General features: G+C 47.4%; 15 protein-coding genes. 10 read left to right on the top strand and 5 right to left on the bottom strand.

The features are described 5' to 3' along the window. Positions 1-2 precede the first annotated feature (2 nt). A complete protein-coding gene (locus ACHKAR_RS21105; protein WP_395419436.1) occupies positions 3-4,232 on the bottom strand; it encodes a PKD domain-containing protein in 4,230 nt (1,409 codons plus the stop codon). Positions 4,233-4,363: 131 nt separating this feature from the next. Between ACHKAR_RS21105 and ACHKAR_RS21100 the strand changes: the two genes are divergently transcribed. The 3 genes from ACHKAR_RS21100 to ACHKAR_RS21090 all read left to right on the top strand — a co-directional run bounded on the left by ACHKAR_RS21100 (position 4,364) and on the right by ACHKAR_RS21090 (position 8,694). Continuing rightward, positions 4,364-5,443, top strand: coding sequence for a PorP/SprF family type IX secretion system membrane protein (locus tag ACHKAR_RS21100; RefSeq protein WP_395419435.1), 1,080 nt, complete (start codon positions 4,364-4,366; stop codon positions 5,441-5,443). A gap of 69 nt (positions 5,444-5,512) precedes the next feature. Further along, entirely contained in the window at positions 5,513-7,843 is a 2,331-nt protein-coding gene (locus ACHKAR_RS21095) for a TonB-dependent receptor plug domain-containing protein (protein ID WP_395419433.1), read from the top strand. Further along, positions 7,843-8,694, top strand: a complete 852-nt coding sequence (locus ACHKAR_RS21090) for a DUF4249 domain-containing protein (RefSeq protein WP_395419432.1) — start codon at positions 7,843-7,845, stop codon at positions 8,692-8,694. Before ACHKAR_RS21095 ends, ACHKAR_RS21090 begins: the two co-directional genes overlap by 1 nt. A gap of 57 nt (positions 8,695-8,751) precedes the next feature. Here ACHKAR_RS21090 and ACHKAR_RS21085 read toward each other — a convergent pair whose 3' ends face one another. Then, entirely contained in the window at positions 8,752-10,116 is a 1,365-nt protein-coding gene (locus tag ACHKAR_RS21085) for a hypothetical protein (protein WP_395419430.1), read from the bottom strand. Positions 10,117-10,301: 185 nt separating this feature from the next. Between ACHKAR_RS21085 and ACHKAR_RS21080 the strand changes: the two genes are divergently transcribed. From ACHKAR_RS21080 to ACHKAR_RS21060, 5 genes are all read left to right on the top strand, one after another. Continuing rightward, on the top strand, positions 10,302-11,543 hold the full coding sequence (locus tag ACHKAR_RS21080) for a M48 family metallopeptidase (protein WP_395419429.1): 1,242 nt from the start codon (positions 10,302-10,304) through the stop codon (positions 11,541-11,543). Positions 11,544-11,545: 2 nt separating this feature from the next. After that, positions 11,546-11,974: a response regulator transcription factor gene (locus ACHKAR_RS21075; protein ID WP_395419427.1), complete on the top strand. Its 429-nt coding sequence runs from the start codon at positions 11,546-11,548 to the stop codon at positions 11,972-11,974. An 85-nt stretch (positions 11,975-12,059) separates the two neighbouring features. Beyond that, on the top strand, positions 12,060-12,596 hold the full coding sequence (locus ACHKAR_RS21070; RefSeq protein ID WP_395419426.1) for a DUF4199 domain-containing protein: 537 nt from the start codon (positions 12,060-12,062) through the stop codon (positions 12,594-12,596). A 100-nt stretch (positions 12,597-12,696) separates the two neighbouring features. Continuing rightward, a complete protein-coding gene (locus ACHKAR_RS21065) occupies positions 12,697-13,716 on the top strand; it encodes a potassium channel family protein (RefSeq protein WP_395419424.1) in 1,020 nt (339 codons plus the stop codon). A 42-nt stretch (positions 13,717-13,758) separates the two neighbouring features. Beyond that, positions 13,759-14,415, top strand: coding sequence for an energy transducer TonB (locus tag ACHKAR_RS21060; protein WP_395419423.1), 657 nt, complete (start codon positions 13,759-13,761; stop codon positions 14,413-14,415). 89 nt (positions 14,416-14,504) lie between these two features. Here ACHKAR_RS21060 and ACHKAR_RS21055 read toward each other — a convergent pair whose 3' ends face one another. Further along, positions 14,505-15,173, bottom strand: a complete 669-nt coding sequence (locus tag ACHKAR_RS21055) for a heavy metal transporter (protein WP_395419421.1) — start codon at positions 15,171-15,173, stop codon at positions 14,505-14,507. A 395-nt stretch (positions 15,174-15,568) separates the two neighbouring features. Between ACHKAR_RS21055 and ACHKAR_RS21050 the strand changes: the two genes are divergently transcribed. Then, on the top strand, positions 15,569-16,105 hold the full coding sequence (locus tag ACHKAR_RS21050; protein WP_395419419.1) for a hypothetical protein: 537 nt from the start codon (positions 15,569-15,571) through the stop codon (positions 16,103-16,105). An 89-nt stretch (positions 16,106-16,194) separates the two neighbouring features. Here ACHKAR_RS21050 and ACHKAR_RS21045 read toward each other — a convergent pair whose 3' ends face one another. Together ACHKAR_RS21045 and ACHKAR_RS21040 are read right to left on the bottom strand one after the other, a co-directional pair. Beyond that, positions 16,195-17,037: an ATP cone domain-containing protein gene (locus tag ACHKAR_RS21045; RefSeq protein ID WP_395419417.1), complete on the bottom strand. Its 843-nt coding sequence runs from the start codon at positions 17,035-17,037 to the stop codon at positions 16,195-16,197. Between the two features lie 47 nt (positions 17,038-17,084). Then, positions 17,085-17,828: a sulfite exporter TauE/SafE family protein gene (locus tag ACHKAR_RS21040; RefSeq protein WP_395419415.1), complete on the bottom strand. Its 744-nt coding sequence runs from the start codon at positions 17,826-17,828 to the stop codon at positions 17,085-17,087. Positions 17,829-17,931: 103 nt separating this feature from the next. Here ACHKAR_RS21040 and ACHKAR_RS21035 point away from each other — a divergent pair, with 103 nt between their 5' ends. Beyond that, complete coding sequence (locus ACHKAR_RS21035) at positions 17,932-18,660, top strand: helix-turn-helix transcriptional regulator (RefSeq protein ID WP_395419413.1); 729 nt, start codon at positions 17,932-17,934, stop codon at positions 18,658-18,660. Positions 18,661-18,667 lie beyond the last annotated feature (7 nt).

Here is an 18,667-nt window from a genome sequence, read left to right as displayed (position 1 = left end):
GCTTATTTTACAACCGTCACAGAACCATACTGTTCAAAGGTGCCTTTTTCTGGCTCCAGCGTGCTGGTGAAAAGCATGCGATAAGCATAGGTACCCATGGGTACTTCCCCGCCTGCAAAAGAACCGTCCCACCTGAAGCTTTTATTGTTGGAATAAAAAACCAGGTCGCCCCAACGATTGAAAACATAGACCTGAAACTGATCCACAAATTCATTGGGAAAAGCAAACCACTCATCATTGGCGCCATTTCCATTTGGACTGAACGCATTGGGAACAAATATGGTACGGTAGCATTCGTCCGAGACACTTAGCCGAACAGTGTCCGATTGGATACAGTTTGGTGGATTGGTATCGCGCACTTCCACGAAGTAGAGTCCGCTATCCAGGTCATTGATGGTAAAGGTGCTCCGGGTCAGGGTTTCTGTTGAGCTAAAGACATTGTTGCCGGCTTCATTCACTACGTTTATTTCCACTCTGGCGGGAATGCGATTGCTAAACCGGACTGAGATATCGCCAGTGAGGGCGCAGGCGTTCTCACCCACGGCCTCCATTTCAAAAGGCGCATTATCTTCCAGGAGCACAATTTCATCAGTGCTACATCCCGTCACTGTATTGGTCACTGTCGAGGTGTAAGTGCCAGCAGGCAAGCCCGTGAAAGCTGGTGTGGTGCCGGGCCCATCAAAATTGAGCGGTCCGGCAGTGACAGGGCCCGAGAGCGCGTAACTATAATTACCTGTAGTACTAATGTCCAGCGTAAACGAACCGTTGGCCTGCCCGCAATCTGGCGTGAGTATATTGGACTGGATGGCCTGTGGGCCACCCTGCACGGTGATCTGGATGGTGTCCCTGTAAATACACCCAGAGAAATCATTGATCACTTCCACGGCGTAAAGAAAGTCCCCAGGACTTCCTGAAGCTACCAATTGGGTTCTTTGATCACCGACCACTACACCATCCCGGTACCAGGTGTAATTTGGTCCAGGGTCATTTGAGTCTAAAATCAGTGTATCATTTTGACAAATCAGCCGATCTGGCCCCAAGTCAATGAATGATTCATCCTCGCCGATGAATACTGTCAGGGTGTCTGAGCTACAACCATCGTCATTGATGATGGCCACGTTTACAATGGTAGGAGCGGTAAAAGTGACTGCTCTGGTGGTGTCTCCTGATGACCAGTAGTAGTTGAGGCCTGGATCATCCGTGTCCCATGCAAAGAGTGTGACCGGACCACCACATAGTGCGGTGTCCGTAGGTACTGTAGGAAGCAAAGGGATATTGAAAACCTCCACAGTGTCCCGGAGCACGCTGTCCATGTCGCACCGGTTGCTCAGGGTCAACTGGACGATGTAGGTTCCGGGGTTGAGGTAGGTATGCTGTGGGCTCTGATCTGTGACTACACCCGTGGTGTCACCAAAGTCCCAGCTATAGGTTTCGATGCTGCTATCACGGCCTACGGCCGTAAAGGAAGTGGGCTGGCCCGCACATGCCACCTCTGTGGTGATTCCGGGTTGCTGCGGGGCAGCCGTGATCTGCTGGGTGAAGTTGGGCAAACCCAGCCTGGAGGTTCTTCCTCCAAGATCGGTATTGGTTTCCTGATAGGATGCCGTCAGATCGTTACCACCGGGGCTGCTGATCGAACCTATTTGTGTCTGTCCGTCTATGGCCAGGTAGATCACTCCATTTGGTCCACGCTGTAGTGCGCCATAACCGGGCAAAGTGGCACCGTAGCCATCAAATTTGGTGGCCTGAATGTCAGCTGCCGGATTTTGTGAGTTGATACTGTCCAGGTCATACTGGATTAGCTTGGAGTTGACTCCTGTGGTAGTGACATATAGTTTGAGACCATCACCCGAAAATTCTAAACCATAGGCTTCACCAGCTTCTTCAATGTCAATCAACCGCGAGTTGCTGACCTGTCCGGTGGTCAGGTCAAAATTCAACAGGTCGATGTAGTTGGGGCTACCTGGTACCACCACAGCCACCAGATCTCCAGCAGGTGAGAATTTCATATAACCTGTGGCCCGCGGTTCGCTCTGGAATACGTGAGGCTCCCCGGCAGAGGAATGTATGGCGCCTATCACGCCATTGGTGTTGATCTGGTAGGCCCTGAAGTTATTGTTGCCGTACTCATGGGCCAGGAGCCAGGGGGTGCCGCCAAATCCTGATGCAGTGACTCTTTCTGTGCTGCATTCTATGATGGGGATGTTTTTGACCAATACCTGCCCGCGAGCGGTGTCCTTTTTCATGTCTACAATGGACATTTTCAGATTGAAAGTAAAGTCCCCGTAAACCTCTTCGGTGGTGAAAATGTAGAACATGGTGTTGTCATCGGGGAAGGGCAGAATAATGGAAGACTGGGCCGCCGTACTGTCTCCACCAATGCCCTGTCCATTGGCCATCACCAGGTGGTCTTTGTTCCAGACCGTGGATCCATTGGTATAGAAAAGCAATTGACCATTGTCGTCTGACATGGTGGCACAGCCTTCCTCCGAGAAAATCATACCGTCCAGTAAGGGCGCGGGCGGATTGGAGTTAAAGTCTAACCCGGCCATTTCACCAAAATACCATTGGTTGAAAACCTGCCGCTGCACTCCGTACTCAGTAACCACAATGTCGTCAAACGAAGTACACCCTGAAGGACCCGTCACCTCTACCCAGTAGGTACCTGCGGTGTCCACTTCAATGGTTTGAGTAAGTTCTCCGGTACTCCACAAGTAGGATATGCCATCTCCCGCATCCAGCATAAGCGTCTCATCCACACAGATGGTGGTGTCGTTTCCCAAATCCACTGCCGAGTCTCCGGGCAGAATGTCCACAGGTAGCGTGACTGACTGGAAAGTACCGTTGAGTTCAGCGGTGAGCGTGACAAAGTAGCCACTGGCCAAATCATAAGTATGGATGGGAGCGGGCCCCACGCTACCAGTACCATCACCAAAGTTCCAAAAGTAGTTATTGGGCAAGGGGTCTACCAGCGCTATAAACTTGGTAGCGCTTTCCACACAGGAGTCCAGATAAGTGAAGCTCATGGTAAAGAAGTTGGTAGGCATGTAGGCCGGTGCAAATTCAGGAAACTGGGTGCCGTTGAAGTTATTAGAGAAGACCAGACTGTCATAAAACACCCCGATGGCCGCAGCGCTGTCCGGTCGATTGATTCTGCCCAGAATAAAAGGTGCCGTGCTGTTTCTCTGATAGAGGTGATAAATATTGCCGTCTATGGCTCTTTTGAGTCCATAGCTTCGGAAGTACGCATTGTTGAGGATAGGCGTAACCGGAGGGTTTGCATTGACAGTGTCTGCAAAATCAATCTGATAGATGTTTCCCTGATTGGTGTCATCTCCAGTTCGGGAAATGTAGAGTTTGGAGCCATCATTTGACCATTCGGTATCATAAATCACAGAAATGCCAGAGTCGTCAAAGCCCGAGCCGATTACCTGCTGGTTGAAAGCCAATGCTCCGGTGAGTGGATCAAAATCCAATAGGATGGTGTTTCGATTGGCGTTTTTGGGGGATGCCGCCACATAAGTGCCGGTGGTATCTGTTTTGATGGCCAGAGCTGTGGCCTGAAATCGGGGTAAAGCTGCCGGAAAGACATCATAGCTCGTTGTGGCACCTAGACCGGTACTGTTAATCTCGGTGACCTGAAAGTTCAGGGTGGTGGCTTCCTGGGTTACCAGCCAATAGCGCTGCCCATCAGCACTTTCCAGTATTTTCATCAGTTCTCCGGGGTTGTTCAGGCCCGTGGGTTGGTTGATCGCGCCAGAGACATCTCCCAATGGAAATTGAAGAATCGTGGAATTTCCTGGAAGGGAGGCATCCACCACGGTGAATTCAACGGCACTGCCGGTGTTGGTAAAAATATAGTATTGAGGAGTGCCGTCAGGAAAAGGGCAGGAAACCACGGGCTGTATTTTGGTAAGGTCTGCACTCAGGGTAGCGGCTCCCAGTCCGGGGAGCGCCTGATGAGTGTTGTCATAGATGATCTCACCATCCGAATAGAAAAGAAGATTCCCTTTCTCCTGATCACTGATCACCGTGGAGCCATTGGTGCCGAAAGGGGTCACCTGATTGTCCACGATATTGGGAGTTCGCCCGTTTTTATCCATCACAAAGGCATCTGGTGAGTTTCCAAAATACCACTGAGTCTCTGTGATATTCTGGGCCACCACCGCAGACGGGACCATGAAAAAGCAGAGAATAAATTTGATTACACCTGAACGCAAAATCTTTGACATTAAACTTATTAAGGGTTATTTAGAGGGAAAATGTCCTTAGCATCACAACACTATGTAAATTTAGCATAAAATACTAACGGTAAACTTTACGTTACATTACCTAGTTTAGCAACTTTAAGGCAAAAATCAATTTGACACTTAATTTGATTTATTTTAATTCACATCAGCTGCGTTTGTTCTGCCGACTGAGTTTTTTGTTTGTGCTGGTTAGCCTACTTTCCACCAACAACTTAAAAGCTCAGGACCCGCAGTTTTCACAGTATTATGCAGCGCCTATGTACCTCAATCCGGGGTTGGTAGGGATCAGTCAGATTGGGCGCGCAGGCTTGAATTATCGGAATCAGTGGCCATCCATAGATGCCAATTATGTGACTTATTCTTTTTTTATCGACTACTTTTTCGAAGATGAATTCAGTGCCCTTGGACTGATTGTGAATACCGATCAGGAGGGGATAGCCGGCCTTAGATCAACGAATATTGGCCTGCAGTATGCCTATCAGCTGAATCTTACAGACACATGGACTTTCAGACCTGGTGTGGAAGCGTCTTACTATTTCAGGGATTTGAATTTTGACCGTTTGACCTTTGGAGATCAGTTTGACAACTCCGGTCAGGTACGTCCTACTACCGGGGAGACTTTCGACACTGGCTTTAGCGCCAGGTTTTTCGATCTGGCTTTTGGTGGCATTTTATACAATGATAAAATGTGGTTTGGTGCATCCATGCACCACGTACTGGAGCCCAATCAGGCAGTAGCTGGTGGAGATGCGCCACTTCCTCGAAAATTTTCCCTGCATGGGGGCTACAAGATCCTTTTCACGGAGATCAACAAACGCGCCAGGCCACAGGGCAAGGGTCGTGAGCGAAGTATGACACCCTCGGTAAACTATAAGCAGCAAGGGTCATTTAAGCAGTTGGATGTGGGCCTTTATTTTACGCTGGAGCCTATCTTGTTGGGCGCCTGGTACCGTGGCCTGCCGATCGATGGTTTCACAAGCACCAAAAACAGTGAGGCCATCATTTCGATGATAGGGATCAATAAGAATAATCTCACCATTGGATATAGCTTTGATTATACCATTTCTGATCTGGGAATAGGTAGTGGGGGTGCTCATGAGATCTCGCTTATTTATGCTTTTGATCTTTCTGATCCGCGTAAGCCTTCACGCGAGGTGCGTCAGCTGAGGTGCCCCGTTCCCTTTATTTTCTAAGCATACCTCTTTGTAGGGATTATTGGTGTCTCACTTTCGGAGGTGTGTTTTTCCGAATATCTTAGTCAAATGATTCGAGGTGTCTTGCTGGTCATTTTTTTTGCCTTGACTGGTGGTTCTTTTGCACAATCTGTCGTCACCTGGCAAGTGAAGGATAGCGAGCGGGTGCCGGTATTGGGCGCTACCGTCCTGCTGGAGAGTGGAGAGGTTCTGATCACCAATGCTAATGGTAAGGTCAGTAAGGAGATTTCAGGAACTGAGATTGGTTTTCAAATCACTTTTGTGGGTTTTAAGCCGGTGCAAAATACTTTCCCGATTAGTGGAGACACAACACTTTTGATCATTTTGGAGTCCGATGAGGTGGTGATGGAGGCCGTGGAGATCAGGGGAAACCCACCCAGGCAGCAACTGCAGGAAACGGGTACTGGCTATGTCACCTTCAGCATGGAAGGGGAGAGCGAGCTGCCTTACCTGCTGGGCGAGCAGGATCCCCTTAAGTTTATTCAAAGCCAGTCCGGGGTGGCCTCAGGTACCGATGGAAATAATGGCTATTACGTTCGTGGTGGCGGTATTGATCAGAATGCCATTGAGCTTGACCATTTAGAGCTCTATAATACCAATCACTTGTTTGGTTTCTTTTCTACCTTCAACCCCAAGGCCATCGACCAGGTGAGTTTTATGAAGAGTGGTTTTCCTGCAGCGATTGGGGGCAGGCTTTCATCCATGATGCGGATAGAGACCATCAATCCCGATGCGGACTCTTTTCACGGACATGTGAAAGTAGGAGTGCTGGCGGGAGGTGTAAGCCTGGAAATACCTGTGATCAAACAGAAATCTTCCCTGCTGGTGGCAGCACGGAGGTCCTACCTCGACCTGATTACGCAAAATCTGATGGATGATGAAAGCGAGATTAGCCGGCGCACCGACTATCGCTTTTCAGACCTGATTTTGAAATACAATCACCGAATCAATAGTCAGCATACGCTTTCAATGGTTGGTTTCATGGGTACCGACGATTACCTTTTCCGGAGTGAGCGTACCTTCGAAAATCATATTTATTGGAAAACGCTCAATGGCGGGGTGAACTGGAAATGGATGGCCAATGCTGATCTGGACGGGGAGGTCTACGCCACGCTGGGACGCTACGAACAACGTTATGGGGCCGGGTTGAGCATCTATCAGATTGACCTGGATTCCTACATTGCCAATGCCAGAGCGGGAGCCAACGTTTTTCTGACCAGGGGATCACATCAGTTGACCTTTGGTGCGGAGTATTCTTACAGAAGCTTCAGACCGAGTCAGGTGCATATAGAATCCACCCAGGAGGAGTTTAATCTTTCTGAAGTGTCCTGGCTTCCTACCGCTGAGCTGGCGGTGAGTGTGGACGATGAGATCACGCTTACAGAGCAGTTGCGAATCGGGCTGGGGTTGCGCCTGAGTAGTTTTGTACACCTGGGACCCTTCACGCGCTACGAGACCACAGAGAATCTGGTATCCGTGGACTCCACACATTTTTCACATGGCGAATGGGTGCAACATTACGTGAGTCCTGAGCCACGGGTGAGGGTCAATTATTTGATGAATCAAAACAGTGCGTTAAAGGCCTCCTATGACCGGAATGTTCAGTACATCCATCTGTCTCCCCTGGGGTCGGTCTCTTTGCCTACTGATATCTGGGTGCCCAGTTCTCAGAAGATTCGCCCCCAGAAGGCACATCAGGTGGCGCTGGGTTATTACAGCCTCCTTTCCAGCCAGATAAAATATTCGGTAGAGGGGTATTACAAACTATTACAAAATCAGATTGAGTACAGAAACGGGGCCATTGCCGGGTACTCTGGTAGTAAGAATTTTGATGATGATTTTATCTTCGGAAAGGGCCAATCCTATGGCGTAGAGTTTTCAGTAACGAAAGATGCGGGATCGATGGAGTACCAGGCCAGTTACACCCTCAGTAAGACCGAGCGAAGCTTTGAAGAAGTGCAGGGAGGAGAAACCTTTCGCGCCAAGTATGACCGTACCCATGACCTCAACCTTATTGGGACTTACCATCTCGGAAACTGGTCATTTTCAGGATTATTTAAGCTCAGCTCGGGCAATAACCTCACGGTGCCAGTGGCCAAATATGTTATTAATGAAAGTATTGTGAGTGAGTACTCGGACAGAAATGCTTTTCGTCTGCCCATGTACCACCGGCTGGATGTTGCTGCCAGCTGGCACCCCAGTGGGAATGAGCAGGTAACCTGGGTGTTTTCTGTGTACAATGTCTACAATCGTCGAAATCCCTATTTTGTGTATTTCGATGTAAAGGGTGATGTATCTGCCTATGCCCTGGATATTAGTTTGAAGGAAGTAGCGCTCTTTCCGGTTTTGCCTTCACTTAGTTTTGAATATAGCTTCTGATGAAACCAATCTATCTGATCGTATCGATGCTTTTGATCTGGGGATGTGAATCCATAGAGGAGGGGCTGCCTACTGCTGAGCAGAAGCTCGTCATTGATGGAGCGATCGAACAGGGGCAGTTTCCCGTTGTGTACCTCACGCTGAGTTCCGGTTTTTATGATCCTGTGGACTCTATGAACCTACTGGACCTGATTGTCACTACGGCGAGGGTGTCAGTGTCTGATGGCGAAAATGAAGAAGTGCTCACCTTATTCAGAAATGAAGGTTATTTCCCGCCCTATTACTACCGGGGTACAGCTCTGCGTGGGGTCATTGGCAAGGAGTATACCCTGGAGGTGCGAAGCAGGGGGGAGACCTACACCGCCACGACTACCATTCCTGCACCAGTGGCTTTGGATAGCCTGTGGTTTTTGCAGGATGGTCCATCGGATTCATTGGTGAATATTTGGGTGCGGTTCAAAGATGACGGCAGTGCGGTCAATCGCTATCGCTCCTTCACCAGAATTATCAGCAAGAATGATCGGTACATTCCGGCCTATCAATCTACCCTCTCCGACAGGGCTTTTAACGGTGAATCATTTCGTTATCCCATTTTGAAGCAACCTGCTGACTTTACTAAGGTTGCTCAGGATGTGTATTTCACGAAAGGGGATACTGTGAATGTAAAGTTTTGCACGTTGGATCAGGTGCATTTTGACTTTTGGAGGACCCTGGAGCGTGAACTTTACTCAGCAGGTAATCCTTTTGGGTCTTCGGGAAACGAAGTAGAGAGCAATATCCGGGGCACAAAACCAGCGCTGGGTGTGTGGGGTGGGTATGGCGCGAGCTACCATAGGATAGTCTTAAAATAAAATGACTGCCCGGAAGCCGGACAGTCATTTTTTATGAGAAAAACTCTACTAAGAAATTTAGAATTCGATGTGCTCCAGATCTTCACCAATGTCTTCGCTGATCTGATCCAGTAAGTCGTTGATGGCTCCCTCTAGCTGACCAAATCCTGTTTCCAGGTAATCTTCCAGGTCTACCTTGCTGCCGTCTTCAAAGATCATGCGGGCACCCAGCTCAATGCTATAGTCCGTGCCACAGCAGTACTCTTCAGACTCCACAAAGGTGTACCACTCCACTTCTGCGGCGATCTTACCAGTGCTTACATAGGAAGTAGTCAGGCTTACATGGTTATTGAGTGCAGCTTCCAATTTTTCAGCATTGGCCTCCAGGTCGGGCTTTGGATCGGTGTTTCCGTCATAATCGTCATAATACGTATCCAGATTATACACTTTAGGATAGAAATTTGCGAAATCTACATCGGCCACCATTTTCAGGTCCAGCAGGGTGAAGGAGAAATTGGCATCATGGATGACATCCTTTAGTTTTTCTTCATCTTCCTCCGCCGCTTCTATGGCAGCATCAGAGAAGTCGCCATTGAATTCTACACTTGTAGCAATCAACGTTTTGGTGCCATTAGAGAAATCTACTCCGGTTCCAATTTTGGACTTGTTGTTGGTGAGGTCAACAGACAAAGTAAATGGGTTCACAAAAAGGGCTGTTTCCACTTTTTCAGGAACTCCCTCACTGTTATAATCTACCTCAAAACCATAGGTCACCTGAGTGACACCATCTAATTTCAGCTCTACATCCAGGCTTGTCGGAAGGTCTCCTGTGTACTCTTCATCGATTGGATTAGCTACCTGCACGCTGGAGTAGTTGCTAAATGTGAGGGTAGTATTGTTGGATGTCCCGGTTTCTGGCGTAGGATATTTGAAAATGATTTTGTCGCTGCTGTTGTCTGTATAGTCAAACTCCTCAGTTGCAGCATTCCAGTCATAAGTACCTGTGGCCTCATCAAACAGTTCCTGGAGAGACTCAAAGTCATCATCATCGTCATCAGTTCTTAGAGCTACTGGTAGGGCCCCAAATTGATTGGCCGATATGCGCCCATGAGCAAAAGCTACGATGGCTTTGTTGATCTTCATCAAATGGTTGGGAACTCCCGGGTCTTCATCATCATCTTCACCATCTACTAAAAGGCCAAAGGAAGTGAGCGCTTGTATACCTTCAGTCTGCTGCATAGCGGACATTTCGTTTACAAACTGGACTCCAATGGTTTGGAGAAGTTCTTTATTTTGCTCAGGTGTGAGTTTTACCACATTGCTGGTGGTATCTGTAGTGTCAGTAGGGTCTTTGTCTCCAGGCTTGGGATCATCATCCTTATTACAGAATGACAGAGTCAACACCATGGCGAGTGCGAGTAATAAATTAAGTAATTGTTTCATAGTAGTGGAAATTGGATTGTAGACGTTTAAAAAATTGTGATTGGAATATTTGACGCATTAGTTGTAATATTCTAATTGCCTTAACAAAGGTACTACCAAGTAAGATCACTTCAAATACCCCTAAATGGGTAATTTCTAAAACCCATTTTTCGGCTTTATTCGCTTGTTCTGCATAGTTTTGAGTCATGTGGAATGAACAAACAATACTCATTGTCCTGCTGGTGATCATTACTTTCGATTTCGCGTTTGAGCGAGTCATCACTCACCTCAATAATAAAAGTTCTAAAAAGCCGATCCCCTCTGAGCTGGACGGGATTTATGATAGCGAAAAGTATGCCAAATCGCAGGCCTACCAGCGAGCTACCTCACAATTTGGCACCCTTACCGCCACACTCAGTTTTGTGCTCATGTTTGCGGCCATTTATTTTGGATGGTTTGGCCTCCTGGACAAATGGCTACGTGGATTTTCCCCTTTTGAGCCGCTCACCACGCTATTGTTTTTTGGAGCGGTATTTATCATTTCTGATGTTTTCGGGACTCCATTTTCCTGGTATCAAACCTTTGTGATCGAAGAGAAATTTGGTTTTAATAAAATGACCCCAAAGACTTTTTGGCTGGACAAACTGAAAGGCTATGTACTCACTCTCCTGATAGGCGGCATCCTCCTGGCGGCCCTTATTTACCTGGTGATGGCCATGGGGAGTGGCTTTTGGGTCTATTTCTGGATCATTATTACCGTCTTTATTTTGTTCCTGAATGTGTTTTATACCTCCCTGCTGTTACCACTTTTCAATAAGCTCACCCCGCTGGAGGAGGGATCTCTGAAGGAATCCATACAAGCGTATAGTGAGCAGGTGAATTTTCCCCTGAAAAATATCTTTGTGATGGATGGCTCCAAAAGGTCGAGCAAGGGAAATGCCTTTTTTTCAGGCCTGGGCAAAAAGAAAAAAGTGGTCTTGTTTGATACCCTGATAGCGCAACATACCACCGAAGAGCTCACGGCTGTCTTTGCACATGAGGTGGGTCACTTTAAGAAAAAACATATCATTCTGGGCACGGTGATTAGTATCCTCACCATTGGATTGATGCTTTTCCTGCTTTCCAAAATGATCTTCAACAGTGAGGTGAGCTGGGCCATGGGTGGCGATATTACAACCCTTCATCTAAACATGCTGGCATTTGCCATCCTATACACGCCTGTATCCAGGATTTTGGGACTGTTCAGCAATGCGCTGAGTCGAAAAAATGAGTTTGAAGCGGACGAATATGCGGTGACCACCTATGCTGGTCAGCCGCTCATAGATGGGCTCAAAAAACTGAGCAGCGATCACTTGTCTAATCTTACTCCGCATCCGGCTTATGTATTCGTACATTATTCCCATCCTCCGCTGCTGGAGCGCATCCGTGCCATGCAGCAAAAAATGTAATCATGAAGAGGAGCTACTGGATATATGGCGGGGCCACAGGCGTGCTTTTGCTGCTGCTGCAAGTACTCCACTACCGCACCATGGTGCGGGATCTCCGGCTGGAGGTATTTGGGGTGGTCATTGCGGGCATTTTTATGGTGCTGGGCGTGTGGGTAGGAATTCAGCTCTATAAGCGGCGCCAGGCCACACTTATTGACCAGTGGAGGGCACAGGCCCTCCAGCTGAGTGTTCGGGAGACTGAGGTGCTCAGTCTGCTGGTGGATGGATGTTCCAATCAGGAGATCGCTGACCGTCTGTTTGTATCACTCAATACCACCAAAACCCACCTCTCCAATATTTACCAAAAGCTCAATGTATCCAGTCGTACGCAGGCCATTCAGAAAGTGCGGGACTTAGGCATCACCAGCTCACCAGAAAGTACTAAAAAGTAAAAATCACCCGAAAGTATGAAGGGTACTTTGGTTTTTTTATTTTCCTTGAGGCCTTATTTATTTCAATCATCAAAAGAAAGAAAACATGAACGCACAACTTAAAAAGGCTTTGCAGTTTGGACTGATCAGCGGACTGGTTATCATCATTAGCTGGTGGATTACTCAGCTCATTTTTGCTCCGGCAGAGGGCGAACCGTATGATTTCTCCCAGGGGGAGTTTTTGGGTTATCTGACCATGATCGTGGCACTGTCAGCGGTGTTTCTAGGCATCAAAAACTATCGGGATACCACTTTGGCGGGAGTGATCTCATTCAAGAAGGCCTTCTTTATGGGACTTTACATTGTGCTGGTGGCTTCCGGCATCTATGTGGTGGGTTGGATGGTTTACTACCCCAATTTCATGCCTGATTTCATGGACCAGTACTCGGCGTATCAGATGCAGGAGTATGCCAAAGAAGGAATGAGTGCTGCGGAGATCGCAGTGAAGCAGCAGGAGATGAAGGAGTGGATGGAACTCTATGAGAACCCACTGGTGATGGCTGGATTTACCTTTTTGGAGATTTTCCCTGTAGGACTCCTGATATCGGCTATTTCTGCGGTCATTCTGAAAAAGAAAAAGTGAGACGGTTTCTGTCCTGAGAAAAATTTCTGTAATTTCCCTGAAAGCCCCACCTGAGTATCACATGAATGTGGAGAATGTTTGGCTTTAAGCAAATTACAGAATGAACAAGCAACTGGAGAGTCTCATTACAGCGGTTGCCCTTTTTATATTTAGCCTGTTGGTAGGTCTTACCGGGTTTACCCTTATCGAAGACCTGAACTTTGTCAATGCTCTGTATATGACGATCATCACGGTGGGTACAGTGGGTTTCACAGAGGTGAAAGAGCTCAGTTCTGCCGGAAGGGTTTTTACTTCTATTTATATCCTCATGAACCTCGGGCTGTTCGCTTATGTGGTTTCGGTGGTCTCCAGCTACTTTTTCGAGGGAAAACTAAAAACAATCTTTAAAAGCTATCGATCGGGTATGGAAATCAGTAAACTAAAAAACCATGTCATTGTGTGCGGGTTTGGCCGAAACGGCAGTATGGCTTGTGATGAGTTGCAAAAGAGTGGTAAAGAATTTGTGATCATCGAAAAGGATCCGGAGATGGCTCAGGTTATTCCTGATTCGATGAAGCAGTTTATAGGAGATGCCACAGAAGATGATCACCTGCGCATTGTAGGCATTGAAAAGGCCAGCACCATTATCATCACCACACCCTCAGATGCTGCCAATGTGTTCATTACCCTCACCGCGCGGCACCTCAATGATCAAATTATGATCATTGTGAGGGCTTCCAGCAAAGACACAGAGAATAAGCTTTACAGGGCAGGGGCCAATAAAGTGGTGATGCCGGATATACTCGGTGGCATGTTTATGGCCCAGCTGGTCACCAAGCCGATTGTTATAGAGTTTCTGGACCTGCTCAATGGGGTGTCTGAAACCAGCTACCACCTGGAGGAGGTGGGGTATGAAAATCTGAAGCCCGAGTACAAGGACAAGACATTGAAAGAGCTGAATATAGCAGCGTCCACCGGCGTGATCGTGCTGGGGGTGAAAGATAATATCAAGGGGCTGATCCCTGCGCCTTCGGCGGACACCTTCATTGGGGAGGATGATTACCTGATAGTGCTGGGGTCAGACGCCAAGCTGAAAGCATTTGTGAAGGAGTACACGGTGCTTAATTATAATGATTTGTGAATGGGGGGGGTGAATTGATGTTCCATTGATACTTGGATATAAATGAGTAGAGAATTAGTCTTAGTTATACTTATAGTACTTATTGCCTCCTTGACAGGCGCTAGTCAGCCATCGGATGTTGACAATGGTTATGAAAGAGGAAAATTGGAAAATGGTTATAAAGTAGGTGTTTGGGAGTATTTCGGGAACGGTGATTCCGTAGAACTCAAAATCAATTACGACAAAGGAACACTTGTTTATCTTAAGCCAGACACGAGCAAATACTTTGTGATAATAGATTCTGTCTGGACATACAAACACGTGAACCCTTACCCTAGGTATCTTGGCGCATATGCCGAATTCTATACGATACTAGGAAATAATATCAATTATCCTACAGCAGCGAGAAGAGATCAGATTGAAGGAACGGTCTTTCTCATCTTTGAAGTAAACACAATTGGGAAGGCAGTGAACATCGCGGTATTAAACGACAATGGTGGTTATTTCACCGACGAAATAATAGATGTATTCAACCTGATTCCTAATCTGTGGTTAACTGCTAGCTATAACGGTAAGAACGTCCCTTCGAAATTTATCTTACCTTTTTATTTTAAACTCACTGGAGAAAAGGAATCATCAGCTTTTGATATAACCACTTTGAGCACCTTGGAAGGAAAGAAGTTGTTAGAAGTAGTTGTTACTACGCCAAGACCTAAATAAACAAACTCTAATTCAGGTGCGGTGATTATGATAATACATGATCTTAATTAGATCAACAGAAGTCATGAATAGCATACGCTTAACAAACACTACAACGAACACTTGTAGTGAGTCGTGATAAATTCCTCAATGGATTCATAATAAGCTTCAAGCTCCATTTCATCCAGGTCAATGGTGATAGGAGCTCCTGAGGTCAAGTCCAATTCCAACTTCTGAAGATCATTGGAGTCATCCTTAATCATGCGAATCTGTTGGATATCTTTCAGTTCGATGACCCCTTCCTTCGCATTGTTTTTATACGCGATCGAACTGGTGGTGAGCTTCAAAAAGTCATTGTAATTGTTGATGCCGGATACCAACTTACCCACTACCGGCAAAATCGTACAAACCGCCGCCCATCCGTAAAAGCGGAAAGGGCTTACTTCGTACGTGAGAACCAGAAAGACCACAATGGCCGGAATGATCAGGTAAATCAGGGCCTGCACAATCAACTTTGTGGCATGGTTGCGAAAAATCAATCCATCACCATCTGGTTTGATTTTCACGGGGAAAAGAATTTCCTCCCACAGGATCAGGATCATCACGATGACCGCAGTGCTTACCAGAAACTCCCCGAGATAGATGCTCGTGAATTGCTCAATGTTGGGTTGATTTTTTTCAAAAAGCTGACCAGCCAGGAAAAAGACAATAGCAAAAATGATCACTAGTACCCCAACACTGATATCTCTGGGGAGGGTCTTGCGAATGATTTTGGTCATGGGTTAGATAAAGGAATGATGGTTGTGTGTTGTGTTTTTGATTAACCGGGAAATTAATGGTTTTATGGAAATTAATGAAGGTCCGTTTTGTTCAATTGGGTTTTATTTGATGAGTGGTTCGGGTCTTAAGAACGAGCCAATAAAATATTTAATAGCAGGTTGTGGCCCAGTGCCATTGGGTTGAGGAGCATTTAACTCAGGAACCAACTGATAGACCTTGAAGCGGAAACAGGACTCAGTCTCTACCTCACTAAGGATTGGTGGAGTGGTAAAATAGAGATGAAGACAGATGAGTGCGCACAATTCCTGCAATGACCAAAAGCATGAAACTAGGACTGTATATCTAAACCACCGTTTCGTTAGTTGCTATCATCGGTAATTGACTATTTTTAAGGATGAAGATCTCCGAGTTCATTGGTATCTGTCTATTTGTAGTGCTCATGCCCTCCATTATATTGATTTCTTCTTGTGATAGTGATATTTTCCCCAATAACAAAGACACCACGTGCCTCGGAAAAGAGGAGCCTTGTAGAGGCTTTTCATGGAGCTTTGTGGATCCAGATACATACGAAAACCGGATGGGCCCAATCGACAAACCCATCCACCCAGACACGGTAGTAGTACTCAATATGACTCATGACACCATGTATCATACGACACGTAAAATATATAACGTAGACTGGTGGACCGTAGAATTTAGCCCTGGCCCGTACCAGGAGCTCAACTGCTTCAACCAGTGTGTACTCGACTCAGCTTTTTCCAGATACTATTATGTGTATGTGGGCAACCAGGACTGGGATACGGTGGAGGTGCATTTCCCCGCCCGTACCAAATACGCCGGAGTGATGGAGGTATACTTCAATGGTCAAGACCCCACTCCACCCAACGACAGAGAAACTTATTCCAGCTACTATTTCAAGAAAACTCCATAATAATTTACTACCCTTTACTTGTCATCACACAACCCGGAGGCTTCAGAAAAGCGCCTGCCCACACCTGCCTAGAATCAGCAACACTTCTTTCACAAATCACAAATCGTCTGAGCCTCTGTAAGTATTTTGTCTATTTTGGAGCTTTCCAGGCCCAATCCTTCCAGGGCCTCAGGCTGCTCCCAGAGGGTTTTGGCCAGCACAATCCCTTTTTTCATCAGGAGCTCTTTATTGGATTTGGAAAGTGCGCCGATGGTGGTGATCGGATACAGCCTGTGTCTGGTTACCAGGCTTTTCAGGCTGCCCTGTGCAGGATAGTCCCAGCTGAGTAGCTGCAGCCGCGAGCATGTGCCGAAATCAATGGCATCTTTGGTGAACCGGGCATTGGTCACTACCCAGCCTTCGTGCTTTTTGTGGCTGATCTGAGCATCATTTTTCCAGACGGCCTCCAGGTCTTCAAAGCGAGACTTGATGTACATCGTCACCTTCACATCCGTTTTATACCCCAGCCGGTTATGAAATTTGCACTCCATCATGCGCACCATTTTTTCATTTTCGGCATAGACGTCCACTTCGTGAGTCACACACTTACCGGGCATCACCGTGCCTACCTTTACCTTAAACCCCTGGGCCTTCATCAGCTCCCCTACGAACAGTTCAAAGGGATATCCTGTAGGTCCCATGTTGAGGATGGCTTTTTTTAGGCCATATCGTGAAGCTTTGGACTGGGCATGATTTCGGAGCAGGCGGTGTGCGCGCTGGTAAATTTGTTTGGTGCTGATGCCATCGTAGAGTTCATCAGCTATTTTTCTGGAAATGCGCGCCGTGGCGGATTCTGTGGCGCCGGCATCCAGCAGACTCTGCCGCAGTTTATCAATGTCAAAAGGGGTAGTTTCTCCCGAATACTTGACGATCTGTACAGACGATGATTCCATTTAGGCTTTAGTTGTTCTGGCTCAATATATAGTGGTTTGCCGAAATTTTACCAAATGGCCTGCGCGATTAGCATGAGTCCACTGATGACCATAAAAGCAATGGCCCATTTTCTGAAACTTAGGTCGCTGACTTTGCGAAGCACCTTTTTGCCCAGGTAATTTCCAGCCGAAATCCCGATCCCCAGGGCAAGGGCCTGATGCCACTCTACTGTGGACATGAGTCCGAAGTAGGTGTATGACCCGATTTGGGCGAGTCCCATCAGGAAGCTATTGGCCGTTTTGGTGGCAATCAGGGCCTCTTTGGAAAGACCCAGGTTGAGGTAGAAGGGATTGAGCAACGGGCCACCGGCGCCTATGAGTGTACCGATGGCGGAGATCACCACCCCCAGGGGCGCCAGTAGGGGGAAGGTCATGGGAAAGGATCGCTCCCGCTTGCCCCAGCGGTATTGAAACACGGTGCTGACGAGAAACAGTCCGACGATCAACTGGAGCACAGGGAGGTTGGCTTTGGAAAACAGAAAGCCTGCACCGAGGGCACCCAGTACGGCAAACGGTGCATACCAGAGCACTGCCCGCCAGCTGATGTGGTGCCAGTACAGGACCAGCCGCACAGGGCGCCCCAGTAGGTTGCCGGCATTGAGCACTGGTGCGGTGCTGTTCACCCCAATGAGAAGGTTGAGTACGGGCACTAGTAGTAGGGCTCCTCCGCCTGCTGTGAGGGTGGAGATGCTGAATGCTGCCATTCCACTAAGTAGTAGCAAAAGCAGGGTGAGGAGGTATTCTAAATCCATGAGATGCTGATTCTGAGTGAAGGGAAATACGTTGTGGGAGTGATCCCCTTGTTTGAGGTTTTCTCCTCGTCACTGTGATTTCAAGGCTCGATTCGTTAAAATTATGCAAAGAAAACTTGTCGTTGCGATTTTGGGGAAGCTTCATACAGAGAGGGAATTGATCAATGCCGATAAAACTCAGATTTATCGACTGGCGAAGCTTGCCTCCACAGATGAGGCTACTTTCAGAGCGGTGTGCGATCACGTCAACTTTTTTGTGACCTTCAATGACCGCCAAACCCTGAATACTACCTACGCCAATCATACGCTGGAAAACTGGATGGAGCTGGATCGGGAGATGATCATTGCGCTTGGATTTAAGCGTATTCGGCAGATTTCAGATCCTGAGGTAATGAGCAGGGCCATTCGTGAGGTTCAGAGTTTTGAGCGTGCATATCCTGATGGTCAGCGATTTTGTTCCTATCTGCAGCGCCTCTATTTCAGGGGTGGCTATCAGTGGATTTCCACGCATAAGACGGTTTTTGACCATCACACGTATCTCAACTGTGGGTATGACATTCAAACACTGGGAAAGCCTGGGGCCCTGATCAGAAATTTGCTGGACGAGGTGTTTGTGGAGAAAAATGCCTGGGAGCGGTTTGAGTCTCTGGGTAAGCGCGAGCGCGAAGTTTTGGCACTGGTGGCCCGTGGATACACCAGCAAGGAGCTCTCAGAGTTGTTGTTTTTATCTGAGCATACGGTGAGGACCCATCGCAAAAATATTTTGGCCAAGCTGGAAATCACCAGCAATGCAGAGCTTGTGCGTTTTGCTCAGGCGTTTGAGTTGATCTAGATGCCTG

Origin of the sequence: Marinoscillum luteum, assembly GCF_044005705.1 — a bacterium.
In the GTDB taxonomy this organism is placed as follows: domain Bacteria; phylum Bacteroidota; class Bacteroidia; order Cytophagales; family Cyclobacteriaceae; genus Marinoscillum; species Marinoscillum luteum.
The sequence above is the reverse complement of the archived record's forward strand: the minus strand, read 5'-3'. Positions and strand labels throughout refer to the sequence as shown.